The sequence below is a fragment of the Cellulomonas sp. GTC20042 genome (assembly GCF_055389595.1).
Genome location: NZ_AP043678.1, coordinates 2,145,486 through 2,167,121, shown reverse-complemented (window position 1 = coordinate 2,167,121; position 21,636 = coordinate 2,145,486). Strand labels below are relative to the sequence as shown.

The 21,636-nt window shown below is 74.9% G+C and carries 24 protein-coding genes; 18 read left to right on the top strand and 6 right to left on the bottom strand.

Features of this window, described 5'->3' with window-relative positions:
- Nucleotides 1–24 precede the first annotated feature (24 nt).
- The 3 genes from ACZ5HG_RS10150 to menC are packed head-to-tail and all read left to right on the top strand — an operon-like array spanning nt 25 to nt 2,601.
- Nucleotides 25–813 (top strand): GNAT family N-acetyltransferase, encoded by a 789-nt coding sequence (locus tag ACZ5HG_RS10150; protein WP_464175773.1) that lies wholly within the window; start codon nt 25–27, stop codon nt 811–813.
- Entirely contained in the window at nt 810–1,472 is a 663-nt protein-coding gene (locus tag ACZ5HG_RS10145; protein ID WP_464175771.1) for a MurR/RpiR family transcriptional regulator, read from the top strand. Before ACZ5HG_RS10150 ends, ACZ5HG_RS10145 begins: the two co-directional genes overlap by 4 nt.
- Before the next feature lie 10 nt (nt 1,473–1,482).
- Nucleotides 1,483–2,601, top strand: a complete 1,119-nt coding sequence (gene menC, locus ACZ5HG_RS10140; RefSeq protein ID WP_464175769.1) for an o-succinylbenzoate synthase — start codon at nt 1,483–1,485, stop codon at nt 2,599–2,601.
- Between the two features lie 8 nt (nt 2,602–2,609).
- On the opposite strand, the gene ACZ5HG_RS10135 is transcribed toward menC, so the two are convergent.
- Nucleotides 2,610–3,890 (bottom strand): sensor domain-containing phosphodiesterase, encoded by a 1,281-nt coding sequence (locus ACZ5HG_RS10135; RefSeq protein WP_464175767.1) that lies wholly within the window; start codon nt 3,888–3,890, stop codon nt 2,610–2,612.
- 124 nt (nt 3,891–4,014) lie between these two features.
- Here ACZ5HG_RS10135 and ACZ5HG_RS10130 point away from each other — a divergent pair, with 124 nt between their 5' ends.
- The 3 genes from ACZ5HG_RS10130 to ACZ5HG_RS10120 are packed head-to-tail and all read left to right on the top strand — an operon-like array spanning nt 4,015 to nt 7,241.
- Entirely contained in the window at nt 4,015–5,892 is a 1,878-nt protein-coding gene (locus tag ACZ5HG_RS10130; RefSeq protein ID WP_464175765.1) for a glycosyltransferase, read from the top strand.
- Nucleotides 5,837–6,991 carry a hypothetical protein gene (locus tag ACZ5HG_RS10125; protein WP_464175763.1) on the top strand — a complete coding sequence of 385 codons (1,155 nt, stop codon included), beginning with the start codon at nt 5,837–5,839 and terminating at the stop codon, nt 6,989–6,991. Before ACZ5HG_RS10130 ends, ACZ5HG_RS10125 begins: the two co-directional genes overlap by 56 nt.
- Nucleotides 6,992–7,025: 34 nt before the next feature.
- On the top strand, nt 7,026–7,241 hold the full coding sequence (locus ACZ5HG_RS10120; RefSeq protein WP_464175761.1) for a hypothetical protein: 216 nt from the start codon (nt 7,026–7,028) through the stop codon (nt 7,239–7,241).
- A gap of 93 nt (nt 7,242–7,334) precedes the next feature.
- Here the strand turns inward: ACZ5HG_RS10120 and ACZ5HG_RS10115 are convergent, their stop codons facing one another.
- The 3 genes from ACZ5HG_RS10115 to ACZ5HG_RS10105 form a co-directional block, all read right to left on the bottom strand.
- Entirely contained in the window at nt 7,335–7,913 is a 579-nt protein-coding gene (locus ACZ5HG_RS10115) for a Dps family protein (RefSeq protein WP_464175759.1), read from the bottom strand.
- A gap of 97 nt (nt 7,914–8,010) precedes the next feature.
- On the bottom strand, nt 8,011–8,916 hold the full coding sequence (gene ligD, locus ACZ5HG_RS10110) for a non-homologous end-joining DNA ligase (protein WP_464175757.1): 906 nt from the start codon (nt 8,914–8,916) through the stop codon (nt 8,011–8,013).
- A complete protein-coding gene (locus ACZ5HG_RS10105) occupies nt 8,913–9,845 on the bottom strand; it encodes an ATP-dependent DNA ligase (protein ID WP_464182140.1) in 933 nt (310 codons plus the stop codon). Before ACZ5HG_RS10105 ends, ligD begins: the two co-directional genes overlap by 4 nt.
- Before the next feature lie 74 nt (nt 9,846–9,919).
- Between ACZ5HG_RS10105 and ku the strand changes: the two genes are divergently transcribed.
- From ku to ACZ5HG_RS10080, 5 genes are all read left to right on the top strand, one after another.
- Nucleotides 9,920–10,861, top strand: coding sequence for a non-homologous end joining protein Ku (gene ku / locus ACZ5HG_RS10100; protein WP_464175755.1), 942 nt, complete (start codon nt 9,920–9,922; stop codon nt 10,859–10,861).
- Complete coding sequence (locus tag ACZ5HG_RS10095) at nt 10,862–11,941, top strand: PHP domain-containing protein (protein ID WP_464175752.1); 1,080 nt, start codon at nt 10,862–10,864, stop codon at nt 11,939–11,941. It abuts the gene before it with no gap.
- Nucleotides 11,942–12,068: 127 nt separating this feature from the next.
- Nucleotides 12,069–12,350 (top strand): HU family DNA-binding protein, encoded by a 282-nt coding sequence (locus ACZ5HG_RS10090; protein WP_464175750.1) that lies wholly within the window; start codon nt 12,069–12,071, stop codon nt 12,348–12,350.
- A gap of 161 nt (nt 12,351–12,511) precedes the next feature.
- Nucleotides 12,512–12,943 (top strand): Fur family transcriptional regulator, encoded by a 432-nt coding sequence (locus ACZ5HG_RS10085; protein WP_464175748.1) that lies wholly within the window; start codon nt 12,512–12,514, stop codon nt 12,941–12,943.
- A 44-nt stretch (nt 12,944–12,987) separates the two neighbouring features.
- On the top strand, nt 12,988–14,037 hold the full coding sequence (locus ACZ5HG_RS10080) for a threonine aldolase family protein (RefSeq protein ID WP_464175746.1): 1,050 nt from the start codon (nt 12,988–12,990) through the stop codon (nt 14,035–14,037).
- A gap of 129 nt (nt 14,038–14,166) precedes the next feature.
- Here the strand turns inward: ACZ5HG_RS10080 and ACZ5HG_RS10075 are convergent, their stop codons facing one another.
- Nucleotides 14,167–16,110: a DEAD/DEAH box helicase gene (locus ACZ5HG_RS10075; RefSeq protein WP_464175744.1), complete on the bottom strand. Its 1,944-nt coding sequence runs from the start codon at nt 16,108–16,110 to the stop codon at nt 14,167–14,169.
- Nucleotides 16,111–16,330: 220 nt separating this feature from the next.
- Nucleotides 16,331–16,747: a CoA-binding protein gene (locus tag ACZ5HG_RS10070; protein WP_464175742.1), complete on the bottom strand. Its 417-nt coding sequence runs from the start codon at nt 16,745–16,747 to the stop codon at nt 16,331–16,333.
- Between the two features lie 59 nt (nt 16,748–16,806).
- On the opposite strand from ACZ5HG_RS10070, the gene ACZ5HG_RS10065 reads away from it, so the two are divergent.
- The 7 genes from ACZ5HG_RS10065 to ACZ5HG_RS10035 all read left to right on the top strand — a co-directional run bounded on the left by ACZ5HG_RS10065 (nt 16,807) and on the right by ACZ5HG_RS10035 (nt 21,577).
- Entirely contained in the window at nt 16,807–17,460 is a 654-nt protein-coding gene (locus ACZ5HG_RS10065) for a CDP-alcohol phosphatidyltransferase family protein (protein WP_464175740.1), read from the top strand.
- Nucleotides 17,457–18,377, top strand: a complete 921-nt coding sequence (locus ACZ5HG_RS10060; RefSeq protein ID WP_464175738.1) for a DUF881 domain-containing protein — start codon at nt 17,457–17,459, stop codon at nt 18,375–18,377. Before ACZ5HG_RS10065 ends, ACZ5HG_RS10060 begins: the two co-directional genes overlap by 4 nt.
- Nucleotides 18,374–18,706: a small basic family protein gene (locus ACZ5HG_RS10055; RefSeq protein WP_464175736.1), complete on the top strand. Its 333-nt coding sequence runs from the start codon at nt 18,374–18,376 to the stop codon at nt 18,704–18,706. Before ACZ5HG_RS10060 ends, ACZ5HG_RS10055 begins: the two co-directional genes overlap by 4 nt.
- Nucleotides 18,703–19,506, top strand: coding sequence for a DUF881 domain-containing protein (locus ACZ5HG_RS10050; RefSeq protein ID WP_464175734.1), 804 nt, complete (start codon nt 18,703–18,705; stop codon nt 19,504–19,506). Before ACZ5HG_RS10055 ends, ACZ5HG_RS10050 begins: the two co-directional genes overlap by 4 nt.
- A 187-nt stretch (nt 19,507–19,693) precedes the next feature.
- Nucleotides 19,694–20,200 (top strand): FHA domain-containing protein, encoded by a 507-nt coding sequence (locus ACZ5HG_RS10045; RefSeq protein WP_464175732.1) that lies wholly within the window; start codon nt 19,694–19,696, stop codon nt 20,198–20,200.
- Entirely contained in the window at nt 20,197–20,982 is a 786-nt protein-coding gene (ftsR, locus tag ACZ5HG_RS10040; protein WP_464175730.1) for a transcriptional regulator FtsR, read from the top strand. Before ACZ5HG_RS10045 ends, ftsR begins: the two co-directional genes overlap by 4 nt.
- A gap of 70 nt (nt 20,983–21,052) precedes the next feature.
- On the top strand, nt 21,053–21,577 hold the full coding sequence (locus ACZ5HG_RS10035) for a bifunctional nuclease family protein (protein WP_464175728.1): 525 nt from the start codon (nt 21,053–21,055) through the stop codon (nt 21,575–21,577).
- Nucleotides 21,578–21,636: the final 59 nt, after the last annotated feature.

Sequence of the window (21,636 nt, the reverse complement as noted above, 5' to 3'; positions counted from 1 at the left end):
ATCCACGCAGAGAGGTGCCCCCTCGTGGACACTGCGGCCACCCCCGCGCCCGACGGCCTCGTCGCCCGCACGCTCACCGCGCCCGACGAGCTCCAGCACGCCGCCGAGCTGTACCGCCGGGTGTTCGGCTACCAGGACCCGGCGCACGGGGTGAACCCGCGCTTGCTGGCCGCCCTGGCTGCGAACGGGGGATCGGTGGTCGGCGTGCTCACCCCGGACGACCGCGTGGTGGGCTTCGCCTACGGCTTCGCGGGCGCCGACCCGGACGGGCGGACCTACCACTACTCGCAGGCGGCGGTGGTGGACGCCTCGGTGCAGGGGCAGGGGATCGGCCGGCGGCTCAAGCGAGAGCAGGCGGCCATCGCGCTGGCGCACGGCGCGAGCACGATGCGCTGGTCCTACGACCCGGCGGTGGCCCGCAACGCGCACTTCAACCTCGACGTGCTCGGTGCGCACGCCCGCTGGTTCCACCCCGACTTCTACGGCCCCGGCACGGATCGCCTGGTGGTCGAGTGGCAGCTCGCCGGCTCGGACGCGGGCGCCGGGCACAGCGATCCGCCCGCCCCGCACGTGGACGCCGGTCCGGAGACCTGGGGCCTGCCGCTGGACGCGGGGGACGGCTCGCGCTGGCTGCCGCTGCCCGCCCGGATCGCCACCCTGGACGCCCGCAACCCCGCACTGGCGGCCTCGGTGCGCGCGCTGCTGCACGAGGCCGTCCCGGCGCTGCTCGCCGAGGGGCTGGTGGCAGCCTCCTGCCGCCGGATCGACACCGCGACCTCGGTGTACCGCTTCGACCCGGCCGGCGACCGATGACGCCCCCACGCGACCCGGCCGCGCCGCGCGACCCGGCCACGCCGGACGAGCGGTACGCCCAGCGCCTCGGCGGGTCCGCGGGGACCGGCAGCGCCGACGCGCTGCAACGCCGGGTGGCCGCGCAGGAGGCCGAGCACCTGCCCGGCGCGCTGGCCGCGGTGGTCGAGCGGGGGTCGCTGCCCCGGGCCGCCGCGCTGGTGGTCGGTGCGCGCCGCCGGTTCGTCGCGGGCACCGCCAAGTCCTACGGGCACGCCGCGCTGCTCGCGGGCGATCTGGCGGTGGGACTGTCGCACGTGCACCTGGTGGACGGCGCCACGGTCCCCGCCCTCGACGTGCTGAGCGAGGTGGGATCCACCGACGTGCTGGTGGCGTACTCCTTCCGCCGCTACCGCCGGGAGACGGTGCAGCTCGCCCGGCACTTCGCCGCCGCCGGCGGGGTGCTGGTCGCGATCACCGACCACTCGCGGGCCCCGCTGGCCGAGGTGGCCGCCGAGACGGTGGTGGTGGACACCGAGTCCGCCTCCTACGCCGACTCGCCGACCGCCGTGGTCGCGGTGTCGCACGTGCTCGCCACCCTGGCCGCCGCCTCGGCCAAGGGTGCCCGCCGCCGGATCGCCACCCGCGACCGGCTGGCCCACGACCTCGGCCTCTACCTCTAGGGAGCACCCCGTGCGCGTCGTCACCGCCTCGCTGCACCTGGTCCGCCAGGACCTCGTGCACGAGTTCCAGACCTCCTCGCACCGCAAGTCCTGGCTGGACCACGTGCTGGTCCGGCTGGTCGACGCCGACGGCGTCGAGGGCTGGGGCGAGATCGCCTCGGCGGCCGCGCCCTACTACAACCCGGAGACCGTCGAGACCTGCTGGACGATCGCGCAGGAGTTCCTGCTGCCCGCGCTGCTCGGCGCCCGCTGGGAGCACCCGGACGAGGCCGCCGCCACCTGGGCGAAGGTCCGCGGCAACGCCTTCGCGCGGGCGGGGGTGGACATGGCGGTGTGGGCACTGTGGTCGCGGGCGCGCGGCGAGTCGCTGGCCACGGCGCTCGGCGGGGAGCGCACCCAGGTCGTGGCCGGGGTGTCGCTCGGGATCGAGCCGACGATCGACGCGCTGGTCGAGCAGGTGGCCGCGCAGGTCGCCGCCGGGTACCCGCGGGTCAAGCTGAAGATCCAGCCCGGCTGGGACGTCGAGCCGGTGCGCGCCGTGCGGGCGGCCTTCTCGCGGCTCGACCTGCACGTGGACGCGAACGGCGCCTACACCGAGGCCGAGGAGCACCTGGCGGCGCTGCGCGCGCTGGACGACCACGGGCTGACGATGATCGAGCAGCCCTTCGCCCCCCGCGAGCTGCTGGCCCACGCACGCCTCCAGCGCACGGTGTCCACCCCGGTCTGCCTGGACGAGTCGGTGGAGACGCTGGCGGACCTCGCGCTGGCCCTGGAGCTCGGCTCCGGCCGGGTGCTCAACATCAAGGTCTCCCGGATGGGCGGCCTCGGGCCGGCCCGCGCCGCGCACGACCTGGCCCGGCGGCACGGGATGCCGGTGTGGTGCGGCGGGATGCACGAGTTCGGGATCGGGCGTGCGGCCAACGTGGCGCTGTCCTCGCTGCCCGGGTTCACCCTGCCCTCGGACGTCTCCGGCTCGGACAAGTACTACGCCCGGGACGTGGTGGTGCCGCCGGTGGTCGCGGACCACGGGATCGTGCCGGTGCCGACCGGCCCGGGCCTGGGGCACGAGGTCGACCGCGGCTGGCTGGCCGAGCGCACCCGCCGCACGATCGAGCTGCGGGCGTCGTAGCGGGCGGGTCAGCCGAAGGGCTCGGCGCGGAACCGCTCCAGCAGCGAGCGCGCGGCGGCGGTGACCAGCGTCTGGTCGTGCGTGACCGCGAAGGCGAACTCGCGTGCGGCGTCCCGCCGGCCGGGGCGTCCGGCGCCGAGCTCGCGCCCGACCAGCGCCACCGAGTCGTGCGCGCCGAGCACCACCACCGACCACTCGCGGGACAGCGGGTCGTCCCCGGCGACCTCGGCCCAGCGCACGCCCTCGGGCAGGTCGGCGGGCACGCCGACGCCCAGGCCGCCGACGAAGGGCAGCCGCTCGGCCAGCAGCCGGTAGCGCTCGCTGGTCTTCCCCGCGAAGAAGCGCTCGTCCTGGAACGAGCCCAGCACCAGCGGCGGCACCCGGCCGCTGACCCCGGAGGCCTCCAGGGTGCGGGACAGCGGGAGCAGCAGGTGCTTGGGGGCGGGCCGGACCGCGCGGCGGGCGGCGACCACCTCGAAGGGGGTGGAGCCGATCGACGGGGTGGGCTCGGCGCGCGGGATGCGCGCGGTGTGCCGCTCGCCCTCCGGCACCGGGCGGTGCGGGCGACCCAGGTACCAGCCCTGGCCGAGGTCGGCGCCGAGCACCAGCGCCCGGGTCAGGTCGTCCCGGGTCTCGATCCCCTCGGCCACCACGCGGGCGCCGGTGGCCTCGGCGCGGGCGCGCACGGCGTCGGCGACGGTGATCGTGGCCGGGTCCTCCAGGGTGCGCAGCAGGCCGAGGTCGAGCTTGATCACCTCGGGGGCGAGCAGAGGCAGGAACGCCAACGAGGCGGGCTCGGCGCCCACGTCGTCCAGGGCGATCACGCAGCCCACCTCGCGCAGCCGGTCGGCGGCGTCCAGGATCCCGGCGGGGTCGGAGGCCAGCGCGCGCTCGGTGATCTCCACCACGATCCGCACGCCGGGCGCGCGGCGGTCCAGCGTCTCCAGCACGGCGACCAGGTGGCGGGACAGCGTGCGCGGCTCGATGTTGAGGAAGAGCGTGTGCGCGGCGCCGGCGGCGGTCCGCTCGGCGTCGGTGAGCGCGGCCCGCATCGACGCGGTCTCCAGCTCGCAGAGCAGCCCGGCGCGCTCGGCGCCGTCCAGCAGGTCCAGCGGGGAGTCCCAGCCGGAGCCCTCCGGCGTGCGCATCAGCGCCTCGCGGCCGACCAGGCTGCCGGTGGCCAGCTCCACGACGGGCTGGTACACGCAGTGCACGCCGCCGGTCGCCAGCAGCTCGTGGACCGGCTGCCGGCCGGGGCGTCGCCGCTCCAGGGTCGGCAGGGGACTCACCCCCTCACCATCGGTCGTTCCGAGCCGATCATGAAGGTCCTGACCGGCGCAATCGTTGCGCGAGCGCACGTCGGTGCCGATCGGTACCGTGACGGGACGACGGCCGGACGACGAGGGGGGAGCCGTGGGGCGCCACGACAACGACCGCCGGGTGGGCGACTACCTGGTCGACCGCGGGCTGGTGCGACCGGAGACGCTGGACGCGGCGGAGTCGGTGGCGAAGGTCAGCGGTGCCCGCGTCGGCGAGGTGCTGGTCGCGATCGGTGCGGTCGACTCGGAGTCGCTGACCCGGGCCCTGGCCGACCTGTGGGGGCTGCCCTACGTGGTGCCGTCCCGCAGCGCGCCCGTCGACGGCGACCTGGAGGACGTCGACGTCGAGGAGCTGCTGCGTGACGGCTGGCTGCCGCTGGAGAAGCGTGCCGACGGCAGCCGTGTGGTCGCCGTGCTGGACGTGCCGAGCGACGCCATGCGCCGCCGGATCGCCGAGCGCCTGGGCGAGGAGCCGTTCCTGGTGCTCGCCGACCAGTGGGAGTTCCAGCAGGCCGTGCTGGAGCGCTTCGGCGGCGACCTGCGGGACAAGGCCAGCCTCGGGCTGTGGGGCCGCTCGCCCGCGCAGTCCGCCCGCACGGTGCTCGTCGGCTGGCAGCGCGTCGTCGGCGTGATCCTGCTGGTCCTGCTGGTGCTGGCCGTGGTCGCCGCCCCGCGGGTCGCGATCGTCACGCTGTCCGTGGTGGTCGGCATCGCGTTCCTGATCGGCACCGGCTTCAAGTTCTGGGCCTCGCTGCGCGGCGCGCGGATGGAGAACGTCGCCCGCACCGACCCGGCCGCCCTGGCCGCCCTGGACGACGACGACCTGCCCCGCTACACCGTGCTCGTGCCGGTGTACAAGGAGGCGAACATCGTCGCGAACCTGATCGGCAACCTCGGCGCGCTGGACTACCCGGCGCACCTGCTCGAGGTGCTGATCCTGGTCGAGGAGGACGACACCGAGACCCGCGCCGCCGCCGAGGCCGCCAACCCGCCGGCGCACTTCCGGTTCATCACCGTGCCCGCCGGCCAGCCGCAGACCAAGCCGAAGGCGTGCAACGTCGGCCTCGAGTTCGCCACCGGCGAGTTCCTGGTGATCTACGACGCCGAGGACAAGCCGGAGCCCGACCAGCTGAAGAAGGCCGTGCTCGCCTTCCGCGAGGCCGGCGAGGACCTGGTGTGCGTGCAGGCGGCGCTGAACTACTTCAACGCGGACGAGAACCCGCTGACCCGCATGTTCACGCTGGAGTACTCGTTCTGGTTCGACTACATGCTGCCCGGGCTGGAGTACGGCAGGCTCGCGATCCCGCTGGGCGGCACCTCCAACCACTTCCGGGTCAGCGGCCTGCGCCGGCTCGGCGGCTGGGACCCGTTCAACGTCACCGAGGACGCCGACCTGGGCATCCGGGCCAGCGCCGAGGGCTTCCACGTCGGGGTGATCGACTCGACCACCTACGAGGAGGCCAACACCTCGTACCCGAACTTCGTCCGGCAGCGCTCGCGCTGGATCAAGGGGTACATGCAGACGACCCTGGTGCACCTGCGCAACCCGTTCCGCCTGGTGCGGATCGCCGGTCTGCGGCAGACCCTGTCGTTCCTGTTCCTGGTGGGCGGCACGCCCGCGACCTTCCTCGCGGTGCCGCTGCTGTACGCGGTGTTCGTGCTGTCGCTGTTCGCCGACCCCGCCACGCTGGAGTTCCTGTTCCCGGGGTGGGTGCTCTGGCTGAGCATGTTCAACCTCGGCGTCGGCAGCGCGCTGATGATCTACGTCTCGATGATGGGTGCGTTCAAGCGCCGCCGCTACGGCCTGGTGCTGTGGGGGCTCGCCAACCCGTTCTACTGGCTGCTGCACTCGGTCGCCGCGTACAAGGCGCTCTGGCAGCTGATCACCAAGCCGCACTACTGGGAGAAGACCGCGCATGGCCTCACTGGTGTTGCCCACACCTCGCCTCTCCCCGCGCCGGTCGGCGGCTGACGTCTGGCCGATCCGCGGGCTGGAGCGCTGGCTGCTGCGGATCGCCCTGGCGCTGCCCTTCGTCCTGGTCGCGCTGTTCTCCCGCTCCTCGCCGTGGGTGGCGGACGCCAACGTCGCGCTGTCCGCGCGCGCCGACGCCGTGCGGTGGGGCGACACGGAGCTGCACTGGACCGCGGAGGTCTTCCCGCCGATCTCGGCCGCCATCGCCTCGGTGCTGCGCGGCAACGAGCTGGCGATGAACCTGCTGGCCGCCGCGGTGATCGGCTTCACCCTCCAGCGGCTCGCCGGCGTGCTGGTGCGGCGCGGCTTCGGGCTGTGGGCCACCACCGCCGTGATCGGCACCCTCGTGCTCACGCCGCCGCTCTACTACCTGGCGGCGAACGACCTCGAGGCGCTGCTCGGCATCGCCCTGCTGGTCGTCGCGCTGGACGGCGTCGCGTCCTTCGTCGAGGACCGCTCCACCGAGGCGGGCTTCCGCGCCGGGCTCGCGCTCGGCGTCGCGGTCATGGTCGATCCCGGAGCCTGGCTGTACGCGCTGACCCTGGGCGCGGTCGCCCCGTTCATCGCCGGGCGCGCCGGCCAGTCCGGCCGTGGCGCCAACCGCGCCACCGTGGCGGTGCTGCTGTTCCCGGCCGTGGCCGCCGTGGCGTTCTGGCTCTACGTGTCCTGGTGGTTCTCCGCCGATCCGCTCGGCGGCATGGAGAACGCCGCGTCGGCGGGCTGGTTCGTCGGCGGGGTCGGCTCCTCGGCGGCGTCCGCGGCGGTGTCGATCCTGCTCGGCATCGTCTCGGTGCCGCTGTTCTGGGTGGCTGCCGGCTTCCGGGTGGCCCGGGACCCCGCGTCGCTGATCGCCCCCGGCATCGCCGTCGTCGGCCTGTTCCTGTCCCTGTGGTTCGGCCTGCGGCAGTCCAGCGGCCAGACCTACGTGCTGCTCACCGCGCTCTACGTGCTGCTGCTCGCCGTCCGGCGGCCCACCGGCGCCCGGCGCGGGCTGATCGTCGGCGTGGCCGTGGCGCAGGTCGCGCTGCTCTGGGCGCTGGTGCTCGGCGGGGACAGCGTGCTCGGCCAGTGGGTGCGCAGCATCGTCACGTCCTGGTGAGGCGGCGAGGGCTGGATCGGGGTAGAACCGAGGCATGACCCCCACCTCGCGCCCCCGCGACCTCACCTCCGACCCCGCCGCCGAGCACCTGGCCGACGCCCGGACCTCCGAGGCCGAGCTGCGTGCCGCCGACGCCCGCTCCGGCGGCGACCCGACCCGCGCGCCCCGCTCGCTCACCTCCACCGAGCTCGACCCGGACGACGAGCAGATCGCCGCCGCCGACGAGTGGGACCAGCCCGAGCGGCTGTGAGCCTTCCCGGTACCGACGGCACGACGAGGCCCCGGCCGCCCCGCGCAGGGGTGACCGGGGCCTCGTCGTGCGTGCCGACGGCGACGTGCTGCGTCAGGCGGCGCCCTTCGCGGCCTTCTCGGCAGCGGCGGCGGCCGTCTTCTCCGAGGTCGCACCGGTGGTGCTCAGCTCGCCGCCCGCCGACTCCAGGTGCGCCCGCACGAACCAGTGGAAGAGCTCGAGCTCGTGCAGGTGGCCGATCAGCAGGTCGTTCGTGACGGTGTCCAGGTCCTCGGTGTCCTCGGCGGCCTGACGGTGGTCGCTGATGATCCCGACGTAGACCTCGTCCAGCGCACCCAGGTGCTCGATCGCGGACGCGCGGCCGATCGCGTAGTCGTCCCAGGTGCGGTCGGCGACCAGCGCGCCGGGGGTGCCGACCGGGGCGACGCCGAGGGTGGCGATCCGCTCGGCGATGGCGTCGACCATGGCCCGCACGGCGTCGACCTGCGGGTCGATCATCTCGTGCACCGCGATGAAGTGCGGTCCGGTGACGTTCCAGTGGATGTGCTTGAGGGTGAGCGCGAGGTCGTTCAGCGCGTTCAGGCGCTTCTGCAGCACGGCGGCGACCTTCGCACCGTCCTCGACGGTGAGCGAGGGGACGGTGTACTTGGGCAGTTCGGCACGGCGGGCCATGACGGATCCCTCCTCGGGGAGACGACGTGCGGCGCGGCTGCTGCGCGCCGGCTCCTCCCACGCTGCCGCAGGTGGCGGCATGCCGCAACGTTTCCCGTCAGCCGGCGGCGAACGGGTCGCCGTCCTCGGCCAGCCGGTCCAGCACCTCGGCGGGGGAGAGCTGTGCGAGGTCGGGCCCGATCTCCTCCCACCGGCGCGGCGCCGCCACCGTGGGCCGCTCGCGTCCGCGCAGCGAGTACGGGGTGATCGTGGTCTTCGCCGGGTGGTTCTGCGACCAGTCGATCAGCACCCGCCCGGTCCGCAGGTCCTTGCGCATCACCGCCACCACCAGGTCCGGGTGCGCGGTGGCGATCCGGCGGGCGAGCGCCTGGGCGTCCTCGCGCACCTGCACCGCCGAACGTCGGCCGGCCAGCGGCAGGTACAGCTGCATCCCTTTGCTGCCCGAGGTCACCGGCACGATCGCCTCCCGGTCCGCGCCCCCGTCGACCAGCGCGTCCGCCACCAGGTGCGCCACCCGCGCGCAGGCGGCCAGGCCGGCGGGCGGCCCGGGGTCGAGGTCCACCACCAGCCGGTCCGGCGGGTGCACGCCGCCACGCGGGCCGACGCGCCACTGCGGGGTGTGCAGCTCGAGGGCGCCCGCGTTGGTCGCCCACACCAGCCCCGCGACGTCGTCCAGGAACGGCAGGTCGAGGATCGTGGCGTCCGCGTCCTCCTCCTCGGCACCGGGGGAGGCGGGGACCTCCTGGTGCCGCAGCCAGGACGGGGCCCCGCGCGGCACGTTCTTCTCGAAGAAGGTCGGGGCACCCACCCCGTGCGGGAACCGGATGCGGGTCACCGGGCGGTCGCGCAGCTGGGGGAGCAGCGCCGGGGCGGCCCGCACCACGTAGTCGATCGCCTCCGCCTTGGTCAGGCCGGTGGCCGGGTACAGCACCTTGTCCAGGTGGGTCAGCCGCACCTCGCGCCCGTCCACCCGGACCACCTGCGCGGGCTCCTCCGGGCTCACGGGACCTCCCAGGGGTCGGGGTCGGCGTCGTCGCGGACGGCCTGCACCACGGGCTGGCGCAGTCGGCCGGTCGGTGTGCGCAGCAGGTAGCGCGTCTGCACCAGCACCTCGGGACGCACCCAGACCGTGCCGCGCGCGTCCTCCGGCGGCACGGTGTCCGCGAAGGGCGAGGTCGGCACCCCCAGCGGGGCCAGCACGTCGGTCAGCGTGCGCGCGAGCGTCCCGGAGATCCCGCTGCCCGCCCGCCCGAGGTAGCGCAGCCCGCCGTCGGCGTCCGGGGCGCCGAGCAGCACCGCCCCCAGGCGTCCGGTCCCGGTCGACTCGGGCCGCCACCCGCCGACCAGCGCCGTGCGGGCCGAGCGGTGCACCGCCTTGACCCAGTCCGGCGAGCGCCGACCGGGCTGGTAGGTCGCCTCCGCACGCTTGGCGACGACGCCCTCGAGCCCCTGGTCGGCGGTGACCTGCCACAGCGCGGCGCCGTCGGCGTGCACGGGGGAGCGGTGCACCGCCTCCGGCAGCGGCAGCGCGTCCAGCAGGGCCCGCCGCTCGGTCCAGGGCAGCCGCGTCACGTCGGTGCCGGCGAGCACGAGCACGTCGAACACCAGGTACGACACCGGCACCCGCCGGGCCAGCGCCGCCGCCCGTGCCGCGTCCCGCACGTGCATCCGCTCGGCCAGCGCCGTGAACGACGGCCGCCCGTCGTGCAGCGCCACCACCTCGCCGTCGAGCACCGTGCCGGGCAGGTCGCCCGCACCGATCCCGGCCAGCTCGGGGTACGCGAGCGCCGCGTCCCGCCCCTGACGGCCGAGCAGGCGCAGCCGGTCGCCGGTGGTGTCGGCGAGGATCCGCACGCCGTCCCACTTGACCTCGAACCGCCACCCGGGGCCGGTCGGCAGGAGGCCCGGACGCGCCGCTGCGGTGGCGAGCATGGGCTGCACGGGTCCATCCTGCCGACAGCAGCGCGATCCGTCGCGGGGAGCCGTCGCAGCGAGAGGTGGTCGCCATGCGTGCGATCTGGAAGGGCGCCGTCGCCTTCGGGCTGGTGAACGTCCCGGTGCGGCTGTACGCGGCCACCGGGGAGCACGAGGTGCCGCTGCACCAGGTGCACCGCAGCGACGGCGGGCGGATCCGCTACCGCCGGGTGTGCTCGATCGAGGACGAGCCGGTCGAGATGGCCGAGATCGCCAAGGGCTACGAGACCGACGACGGGCGGCTGGTGATCCTCACCGACGAGGACCTCGCGTCGCTGCCGCTGGCCACCGAGCGGGAGATCGAGGTGCTGGAGTTCGTCCCCTCCGACCAGGTCGACCCGATCCTGCTCGCCAAGACGTACTACCTGGAGCCGGACAAGACCGCCGCCAAGCCCTACGCGCTGCTGCGGCAGGCGCTGGCCGCCACCGACCGGATGGCCGTGGTCAAGGTCGCGCTGCGCCAGCGGGAGTCGATGGCGGTGCTGCGGGTGCGCGGCGACGTGATCTGCCTGCAGACGCTGCTCTGGCCGGACGAGGTGCGCGCGGCCGACTTCCCGGTGCTGGACGCCGAGGTGCAGGTGCGCGACCAGGAGCTCGCCATGGCGTCCTCGCTGGTCGAGCAGCTCGCGGGGGACTTCGACCCCTCCGGCTTCGAGGACCGCTACCGCGTCGCGCTGGAGGCGGTGATCGAGGCCAAGGTCTCCGCCGGTGGCACGCAGCCGGTGCCCGCCCCGGCGGAGGGCGAGGGCGGTGGCGGCGAGGGCCAGGTGGTCGACCTGCTCGCCGCCCTGCAACGCTCGGTGGAGAAGGCCCGGTCGGCGCGCGGGGAGACCGCCGAGCCCGCCGAGGAGAAGGCCACCGGGACCACCGGTCGCGCCCCTGCCAAGCGCGGCGGCTCCACGACGCGAGGGTCGAAGGCCGCGAGCACGGCGAAGAAGCCCGCCGCACGTGCCTCCAAGGCGAAGGGCGACTGAGTGGCGTCCGTCACACCCGCCGCCGCCGGGGACGGGCCCGCGCAGGCCGCCGTCGCCGCGCTGCGCCGGGCCGCCTTCCTGCTGGAGCGCGGGGGAGCGACGCCGTACCGCGCCGAGGCGTTCCGCACCGCCGTCCGCACGCTGGAGGCGCTGGACATCGCCGACCTGACCGCCCGGATCGCCGCCGGGACGCTGACCGACCTGCCGGGTGTCGGCGCCCGCACCGCCGAGGTCGCCGGGGCCGCGGCCGCCGGCCGGCCGGTGCCCTACCTGGACGACCTGGAGCGCAAGCACCCCGCCGTCGAGGTGACCGGTGCCGCCGCCGACCTGCGCGCCGCCCTGCGCGGGGACCTGCACAGCCACACCGAGCAGAGCGACGGCAGCGTGCCCGTGCAGGAGATGGTGCTCGCCGCGATGGACCTCGGCCACGCCTACCTGGCGGTCACCGACCACTCGCCCCGGCTGACCGTCGCGCACGGCCTCAGCGCGGCCCGGCTGGAGGCGCAGATCACGCAGATCGAGGCGCTGAACAGGGCGATCACGCCGTTCCGGGTGCTGACCGGCATCGAGGTCGACGTGCTGGACGACGGCTCGCTCGACCAGGACCCCGACCTGCTGGACCGCCTCGACGTGGTCGTCGCGTCGGTGCACTCCAAGCTCCGGATGGACGCCCCGGCGATGACCCGGCGGATGCGCGCCGCCGTCGCGAACCCCCGGGTGGACGTGCTCGGCCACTGCACCGGACGGCAGCTGACCGGCCCCCGGCAGCGCCCGGCCAGCACCTTCGACGCCGCCGCGGTCCTCGCCGACTGCGCCGAGCACGGCGTCGCCGTGGAGATCAACTGCCGCCCCGACCGGCTCGACCCGCCGCACGCGCTGCTCGACCTCGCGGTGGCCGCCGGCTGCCGGTTCACGATCGACACGGACGCCCACGCACCGGGTCAGCTCGACTGGCAGCCGGTCGGCTGCGAGCGCGCCGCGAGCCACGGGATCGGCCCCGAGCAGGTGCTGGACGCCTGGCCGGTCGAGCGTCTGCTGGACCACCTGGAGGGGCGCCGGGTCGCGACACGCCGGGTGTGAAAGTGCACGCGGCATTGCACCTCGCGGGCCGTTCCCCGTTATGGTCGTCCGCGTCGGTCCGCCGGACACGTGCCCCACCGGGCTCCGGCCGGCCCGCAGCACCGTCCGATCCACAAGGAGCACATCCGTGAGCGTGAACCGCACCGAGCTCGTCCAGGCCATCGCCGCCAAGGCCGGGCTCACCAACACCGCTGCCGACGCGGCCCTCAAGGCCTTCCAGGAGGTCCTGGTCGAGCAGCTCGCCGCCGGCGAGAGCGTCACCATCCCCGGCCTGCTCGCGGTGTCCCGCGCCGAGCGTGCCGCGCGCACCGGCATCAACCCGCAGACCGGCGAGAAGCTGGACATCCCGGCCGGCTTCCGCGTGAAGCTGACCGCCGGCTCGGCCCTGAAGCGCGCCGTCGCCAAGTGAGCCACCGCCGGGCGTGATGCCCGGTGAGAGTCGTCTCCACGAGCCAGGGACCTGCGACAGGTCCCTGGCTCGTGGCCTACCATGGGTCGCCGTTCTGCGGGTCCGTCGATCGACGGGCCGTCGGGACGGGCGGACGAGGAGGGGCACGGAAGATGGCGGTCATGCAGCGGAACACCCGGCAGCGGGCGGAGATCCTCACCCTGCTGGACGACCTGGACGAGTTCCGCAGCGCCCAGCAGCTGCACGACCTGCTGCGCGGGCGCGGCTCGACCACCGGTCTGGCGACCGTCTACCGCGCCGTGCAGACCCTCGCCGAGTCCGGTGACGTCGACGTGCTGCGCTCGCCGGAGGGCGAGTCCGTGTACCGGCGGTGCCTGCGGCGCAGCCACCACCACCACCTGGTGTGCCGGTACTGCGGCAAGGCCGTCGAGATCGACGGGCCGGACGTGGAGTCCTGGGCCGCGCAGGTGGCCGCCACGCACGACTTCGCCGAGGTCGAGCACACCGTCGAGCTGATCGGCACCTGCGCGGAGTGCCGCGCCGCCCGCGCCGCCGAGGCCGCCGCGGCCGCCGAGGCCGCCGCGCAGGGCTGAGCCCGCTGGTCAGCGCACCCGCCGCGCTGGGGCAGACTGGACCGGTGGACAGACTGCACGACCCCGACAGGCGCGAGCTCGGATCCGACAACTACGCGGGGGTGCACCCCGAGGTCCTCGCGGCCCTGGCCGCCGCGAACGAGGGCCACCAGCCCGGCTACGGCGCCGACGTGTACACCGAGCACCTGCAGGAGGTGCTGCGCGGCCACTTCGGCCCGACGGCCACCGCCTACCCGGTGTTCAACGGCACCGGCGCCAACGTGCTGGCCCTGCAGACCATGCTGCCCCGCTGGGGCGCGGTGGTGTGCGCCGAGACCGCGCACATCAACACCGACGAGAATGCGGCCCCCGAGCGGGTCGGCGGGATCAAGCTGCTCACCGTGCCCACCCCCGACGGGCGGCTCACCCCCGAGCTGGTCGACCGGCAGGCGCACGGCTTCGGCGACCAGCACCGCGCGCAGCCCGGCGTCGTGTCGATCACCCAGGCCACCGAGCTCGGCACGGTCTACGCCCCGGAGCAGATCCGCGCGCTGGCCGACCACGCGCACGCCCTGGGCATGCGCCTGCACCTGGACGGCTCCCGCCTGGTGAACGCCGCCGCGGCCCTGGACCTGCCTCTGCGCGCGCTGACCACCGACGTGGGCGTGGACGTGGTCAGCCTGGGCGGCACCAAGAACGGCGCGCTCTTCGGCGAGGCCGTCGTGGTGCTCGACCCGGAGGCGACCCCGGGGATCGACTTCCAGCGCAAGGTCGACATGCAGCTCGCCTCGAAGATGCGCTTCGTCTCCGCGCAGCTCGTGGCCCTGTTCGAGGGCGACCTGTGGCGGCGCTCCGCCGCGCACGCCAACGCGATGGCCGCCCGGCTCGCCGCCGGTGCCGCGCAGGTGCCCGGCGTCCGGATCACCCAGCCGGTCGAGGCGAACGCCGTGTTCGCCGCGCTGCCCCCGGGTGTGGCCGACCGGATGCGCGCGGTCCGGAGGTTCTACGACTGGGACCGGGCGACCGGCGAGGTGCGCTGGATGTGCGCCTTCGACACCACCGAGGCCGACGTCGACTCGTTCGTCCAGGCCCTGCACGAGCACACGCGCGCCTGATCCCGCGCGCACGCGCTGCGCGCGCAGGTGCGGCTGCTCGCCGAGTTGTCACCTTTCGTCGCTTCGCGGGCCCGCGAAGCGACCATTCTTGACAACTCGGCGCGCGCGCGGGGCGTGCCGAGGGTGCTGTCAGCGGGCGGGGCGGTAGCCGCCGTCGCGCTGGCCGCGGTAGCCGCCGTCGCGACGGTCGTCGCGCTGGCCGCCGCGGTAGCCACCCTCGCGGCGGTCGTCACGCTGGCCGCGGTAGCCGCCCTCACGGTGCCCGTCGCGCGGGCCGTCGTGGCGGGCGTGGTGCGTGCCGGCACCGCGGGAGGCGCCGGCGCCGGGGCGCGGGCCCGGGCCCTCGTCCACGCGGATGCGCAGCGGGCGGCCGGCGACGCGGGCGCGGGCGATCCGGTCGAAGGCGTCCGGGGTCAAGCCGGCCGGGATCTCCACCAGCGAGAACGTGGCGAAGATGTCGATCTTGCCGAGGTCCTTGCCGGTCAGGCCGCCCTCGTTGGTCAGCGCGCCGACGATCGCACCGGGCTGCACGCCGTGGGTGCTGCCGACGGCGATCCGGTAGCGCGGGGCGCCGGAGTCGGAGCCGCGGGAGGCGCGACCGCCGCGGGGGCCGTTGCGGTCGGAGCCGGGACGCTCGCCGCGCTCGGGGGCGAGGTGCGCGCGGGACAGCGCGTCGTCCAGGTCGTCGCCGGTGGTCGGGCGGGGCGCGGGGCCCTCGTCGCCGACGGCCAGCGCGGCGAGCACGGCGAGCAGGTCGGCGACCTCGAGGTCGGTGTGCTCGGCCAGGAACTCGTCGGCCGCGGTGCGGTACAGGTCCAGGCGGCCCAGCGCGTGCCGCTCCGGCACCCGGCCGAGCAGGGTGCGGACGCGGTGCGCGGAGACGTCCACCGGGGAGGGGATCTGGATCTGCTCGAGCTTCTGGCGGGTGGTGCGCTCGATCGCGCGCAGCTTGCCCTGCTCGTTGGGGGTGACGAAGGTCAGCGCCTCGCCGGTGCGGCCGGCGCGGCCGGTGCGGCCGATGCGGTGCACGTAGGCCTCGGGCTCGCCGGGCACGTCGAAGTTGACGACCAGGCCGATCCGGTCGATGTCGAGGCCGCGCGCGGCGACGTCGGTGGCGACCAGCACGGAGATCGCGCCGGAACGCACGCGCTCGACGATCTTCTCGCGGTCGGCCTGGGCGACGTCCCCGGAGATGTACGCGGCGGCGACGCCCCGCTCCACCAGGGAGACGGCGACGTCCTCGGCGGCGCTGCGGGTGCGCACGAACACGATCGCGGCGTCCGCGTCGGTGATCGCGAGCACGCGGGCCAGCGCGCCGGCCTTGTGCCGGAACGGCACCACGGCGTAGGTCTGCCGGACGCTGGAGACGGTGGACGACTGCCGGGCGACGGTGATCTCGACCGGGTCGGTGAGGTGCTGCGCGGCGACGCGGCGGATGCCGGCGGGCATGGTCGCGGAGAACAGGGCGACCTGCTTCTCGGCGGGGGTGGCCGAGGCGATCCGGTCCACGTCGTCCACGAAGCCCATGCGCAGCATCTCGTCGGCCTCGTCGAGCACGAGGAACCGCACGGAGTCGAGCGACAGGCTGCCGCGGTCGAGGTGGTCGATCACGCGGCCGGGGGTGCCGACGACGACCTGCGCGCCGGCACGCAGCGCGCGCTGCTGCGGCAGGTACGGCGAGCCGCCGTACACCGGGACGACGGTCAGGCCCGGCATCTGGCGGGCGAAGGACTCCAGCGCCTCGGCGACCTGCATGGCGAGCTCGCGGGTCGGCGCCAGGACGATCGCCTGCACCTCGCGCAGCTCGGGGTCGACGGCGGCCAGCAGCGGCAGGCCGAAGGCGGCGGTCTTGCCGGTGCCGGTCTGGGCGACGCCGGTGATGTCGCGCCCGCCGAGCAGCGCGGGGATCGCGGCGGCCTGGATCGCGGTGGGGGTGGTGAAGCCGAGCTCGGCGACCTGGGCGCGCAGGGCGGCCGGCAGGTCGAGGTCGGCGAAGGTGATCGCGGGGGAGTCGGGGGTCGAGACCGCCGCGGAGGCGTTCTCGGGCAGGGCAGGGTCGAGCAGGGTGGTCATGGTGAACCGTTCGTGTCGTGGAGTGAGGGGACCAGGAGGGTCACCCGGCGGTCGCACTCCCACACCCACACAACGGGACGCCCACTCACATCAGGGGGGCGTCCGGCACGCACAACACGGGACTCTGCGACGGACTCCGAGTAGGACCAGTCTACCTGCACCGATCACGGAACCGGTCCTGCCGCCCGGGTGACGTCGCGCACAGCAGGTCGGTGCCGCCTCAGCCCAGGCCGAGCCGCCGTGCCTCGATCGCCGGGCACCGGTCCATCACCACGTCCAGCCCCGCCGCCAGCGCCCGCGCCGCCGCGGCCTCGTCGACCACCCCGAGCTGCAACCACACCGCCCGCGCGCCGGCCGCGACCGCCTGGTCCACCACCGCACCGGCGAGCCCGGCGTTCACGAAGACGTCCACCACGTCCACCGGCCCGTCGATCTCCGCGATCGTGCGCACGCCCGCGGCGCCGTGCACGGTCTCGGCCCGGGGGTGCACCGGCACGATCCGGTGGCCGAGCCCCTGCACCACCGCCGCCACGCCGTAGGCCGCGCGGGCCTGGTTGGCGGACAGCCCGACGACCGCCCAGGTACCGGGCTCGACCAGCAGTCGACGGATCGCCGCGGGATCGTTCAGCGCGCTCATAGGACCAGCGAACCACCGTCGCGGACGGTGCGCCCGGGTCCGAGGTCCACGGACGTAGGATGTGCCGAGGTCCAGGAGCGGAAGCGGGGGCAGTGGTGGCAGAGCAGGGCGTGGTCAGCGACCGCGTCGTCACGGTGCCCAACGCGATCAGCATCGTGCGGCTCGCGATGGTGCCGGTGTTCGCGTGGCTCATCGCGACGGGGCACGACGGGTGGGCGCTGCTGGTGCTCGCGGGCTCCGGGGCGAGCGACTGGCTGGACGGCGTGCTCGCGCGACGCCTCAACCAGGTGTCCCGGCTCGGGCAGGTGCTCGACCCCGCCGCGGACCGCCTGTTCATCCTGGTGACGCTGCTCGGGCTCGCGAACCGCGGCATCGTGCCGTGGTGGCTGGTCGGGGTGCTGCTGGCCCGCGAGCTCATGCTGCTCGTCATGCTCATGGTGCTGGCGCGGCACGGCTACGGCCCGTTGCAGGTGCACCTGGCCGGCAAGGCCGGGACCTTCGCGCTGCTCTACGCCTTCCCGCTGCTGCTGCTGGCGCGCTGGGGCGGGATCACCGGTGACCTCGCCTCCGTGTTCGGGTGGGCCTTCGCCTGGTGGGGGATCGCCCTGTACTGGTTCGCGGGGCTGCTGTACGTGCGTCAGGCCGCTGTGCTGCTCGGCGGCCAGGACCGGCGCACGGACGAGCCGGAGGAGTCGCGACCGGTGGTCGCGTGACGTCCGCGCCGCGTCGTCCGGACGCCTCGATGTCGCTGCTGACCGAGGTGATCCGCAACCCCCTCGACCCGGGCTACCGCGCCGCCGCCGAGCGCCGTGCGCGCACCGGGCAGCCGCGACGCTCGACGGTGAGCACCGTCGCGGTCGCCGTGCTCGCCGTGGCGCTGGGCGTGGTCACCACCTGGTCGGTGATCGAGCTGCGCGCCCCGCAGCCGGACGCGCTGGCCGCCCGCCAGGTGCTCGCGGAGCAGATCGCCGAGCGCAGCGCCGAGGTCGAGCGGCTGCGGACCGAGAGCACCGACCTCACCGGGCAGATCGCGGTGCTCCAGCAGCAGGCGCTGTCGGACGCCGACTCCCCGCTGCTGGACCGGCTGGCCGAGGACTCGCTGCGTGCCGGCACCTCCGCGGTCACCGGTGACGGCCTGCGGATCACCCTGACCGACGCCCCGGCGGTGGAGGGCGAGGACGACCCGGACTCGCGGGTGCGCGACTCCGACCTGCAGATCGTCGTCAACGGGCTGTGGGCCTCCGGCGCCGAGGCGGTGGCCGTGAACGGCGAGCGCCTGTCGAGCACCACCGCGATCCGCACCGCCGGTGACGCGATCCTGGTGGACGTGGTGCCGCTGGTCGGCCCGTACACGGTCGAGGCGATCGGCGACGCGCAGGACATGCAGACCCGGCTGGCCCGGACGACGGCGGGCCAGCTGCTCGCGGTGCTCCAGTCCACCTACGGGATCCGCACGCAGATCACCTCGCAGCAGGACATGGAGCTGCCGGGCGGGCCGACCGTCACGCTGCGCTCCGCCCACCTGCCCGACGGGGTGGAGCCGGTGCCCGACGACGGGTCCGGGTCCTCCGGTCTCGCCGCGCCGTCGGGCACACTGTCGGACATCACTCGGAGCGAGGGGGAGCTGTGATCGCCGTCATCGGCCTGCTGGTGGGCGTGGTCGGGGGCCTCGTCCTCGACCCGACCGTGCCTGCGTGGTTGCAGCCCTACCTGCCGATCGCGGTGGTGGCCGCGCTGGACGCCCTGTTCGGGGGTCTGCGCGCGGTGCTGGACGGGATCTTCGACGACCGGGTGTTCCTGGTGTCGTTCCTGTCGAACGTGGTGGTGGCGGCCCTGATCGTCTTCCTCGGCGACCAGCTCGGCGTGGGCTCGCAGCTGTCCACCGGCGTGGTGGTCGTGCTCGGCATCCGGATCTTCTCCAACGTGGCGGCGATCCGGCGCCACCTGTTCAAGGCATGACCGAGGTCGAGCCGGGCGGGTCGCCGGAGCCGAGCACCCCGCAGACCCCGGCGCCGGCGACCTTCACCGGTCCGGAGACCGGCCCCTGGCGGCGGCTCGCCCGCACGCTGCAGCCACGGGCCACGCCCGCGCAGGTGCTCGCCGGCGTGCTGTGCGCCGCCCTCGGCTTCGCCATCGCCGTGCAGGTGAGCCAGTCGAGCACCGACTCGCTGTCGACCATGCGCGAGTCGGAGCTGGTGAACCTGCTCGACCAGACCACCCGGCAGGCCGACGAGCTGCAGGAGCAGGTCGCCCAGCTGGACCGCACCCGGCAGGAGCTCCAGTCCGGGTCGACCAGCCGCGAGGCGGCGCTGGAGGCCGCCACCCGCAGCGCCGCCGTGCAGGGGATCCTGTCCGGTCGCCTGCCCGCGGAGGGCCCCGGCATCACCGTGACGATCAGCGACCCGTCCGGGAAGGTCTCCGCGCTGACCCTGCTCAACCTGCTGGAGGAGCTGCGCAACGCCGGTGCCGAGGCGGTGCAGCTCGGCGACCTGCGGCTCACCGCGTCCTCCTACGTGATCGCCGCGGACCAGGGCGTCGAGGTGGACGGCACCGTGCTCACGCCGCCGTACCGGTGGATCGCGATCGGCGACGCGTCGACCATGGCGACGGCGCTGTCCATCCCGGGCGGGGCCATCGCCAAGGTGCAGGTGGACGGGGGATCGGCCACGGTCGAGCAGCACGACGAGGTCCAGGTGACGGCCACGCGCACGCCCTCGGAGCCCGAGTTCGCCACCCCCGTGGTGCCCGAGGCCGGCTGATCCGGCCGCATCCGCGCAGGCCAGGCCCGTGCGCGACGGGATCCGGACATTCCGGACCGATCTGCGCGTCGGGCGCGGTTCCGGGGGCCGAGCGGGGTGTGCGGAGGGCCTCCGGCCACATAGGCTGTCCGGTACCCCCGGCGCAGGTCGGGCCAGGGGTGAGCGGGTCAGAGCGGTAGGAGGTGGCATGAACGACGAGCAGCAGGTGCCGGGCACGCAGGCGTCCGGAGCGCCCGAGGGCGTACCGGCGCCGCACCCGTCGGACACGACGATCAGCTTCGGCTCGCTCGGGGCGATCGAGCCGGACCCCCAGGCGCCGGTCGGGCTCACGCCGGAGCAGCACGCCGCCGTGCAGGCGCTGCCGCGGACCTCCGCCCTGCTGGTGATGCAGCGCGGGCCGAGCTCGGGCGCGCGGTTCCTGCTCGACGCCGACCGCACCGTCGCGGGCCGGTCGACGCACGCCGACATCTTCCTGGACGACGTGACGGTCTCCCGCAAGCACGCCGAGTTCGTGCGCGAGCTGGACGACTTCCTGGTGCGGGACATCGGCTCGCTGAACGGCACGTACGTGAACCGCGAGCGGATCGACTCCGCGGTGCTGCGTGCCGGTGACGAGGTGCAGATCGGCAAGTTCCGGATGACCTTCCACCCCAGCCCCGCCGCCCACCACGGGCCCGCGGCGGCCGAGGCGTGACGGCCGCACGTCCGGCGGCCCGCGCGGCCGCCGCGCGGGTGGACCAGCCGTCCGCCCCCCAGCAGGCCGCCACCGCCGAGGAGGGCGTCGCCGGGTCGTGGCCGCGCGGGCTGTCCCGTGCCGCGAGCATGCGGATCTCCGACGTGCTGGCCGCGCTGCGCCTGGAGTTCCCGGCGGTGACCACCTCGAAGCTGCGCTTCCTCGAGGAGCAGGGCCTGGTCGAGCCGGTGCGCACGCCCTCGGGCTACCGGCAGTACAGCCCGGCGGACCTGGAGCGGCTGCGCTACGTGCTGCGCGAGCAGCGGGACCGCTACGTGCCGCTCAAGGTGATCGGCGAGCACCTGGCCGCGCTGGACGCCGGCGTGGAGCAGGAGGACGCCCCGGCGGCGCGGCTGGTCCCGGACCAGGACGGCGCCACCCGGTACACCACCGCGGCGCTGGCCCGGGACGCCGGCGTGGACGAGCAGCTGGTCACCGACCTGGTGCAGGCGGGCGTGCTGCGTCCCTCGGCCACCGGGCACCTGGACCCGTGGGCGAAGGACGTCGTGCTGGCCGCGGCGGCGCTGGCCGAGCACGGGATCAACGCCCGGCACCTGCGCACCGTGCGCAGCGCGGCGGACCGGCAGATCGACATGGTCGAGGCCGTCGTCGCGCCGTGGCGCGGGCAGCAGACCCCCGAGGCCCGCGGGCGTGCCGGCGTGGTCGCGGCGGAGGTGGGCGAGCTGTGCACCCGCCTGCACACGGCGCTGGTGCGCGGCGGCGTGGCGGATCTCACGCCCTGACGACCGTGCTGGTCACGGGCCCCGCGCGGGCCCGGATGACGGGTCGGGACGTCCGTCGTAGCGTGGGGCCATGCACGACGACGACCTGGTGGAGCTCGAGGTCCTCGGGGTGCGTCGCCACCCCGGTGACGACGCGCTCGTCGTGCTGCTGCTCGAGCCGGTGGGCGAGCTGATCGTGCCGATCGCGGTGGGTGCCGCGGAGGCCGGGGCGATCGCCACCGCGCAGGCCGGGGTGGTGCCGCCGCGCCCGATGACGCACGACCTGCTGCGCGACGTGCTGAGCACCCTGGACGTGCACGTGGGGCGGGTGGAGATCACCGAGCTGGTGGCCGGGGTGTTCCACGCGGCGCTGGTGCTGGACGGCGGGCGCCGGGTGGACGCGCGGGCGTCGGACGCCATCGCGCTGGCGGTGCGGGTGGGCTGCCCGGTGATGTGCGCGACCGAGGTGCTGGAGGAGGTCGGCGTGGAGGCGACACCGACCTCGGCACCGGCGGACGGCGTGCCCGCCGCGCCGGTGGGGGACCCGGACGAGGAGGTGGCGCGGTTCCGCGAGTTCCTGGACGGCGTGGAGCCGGACGACTTCGAGCGCGGCTGAGCGGCGGCGCGCTGACCTGCGGGGACGCCCCTGGTCTCAACTTCAGGTCGAAGGTGAGA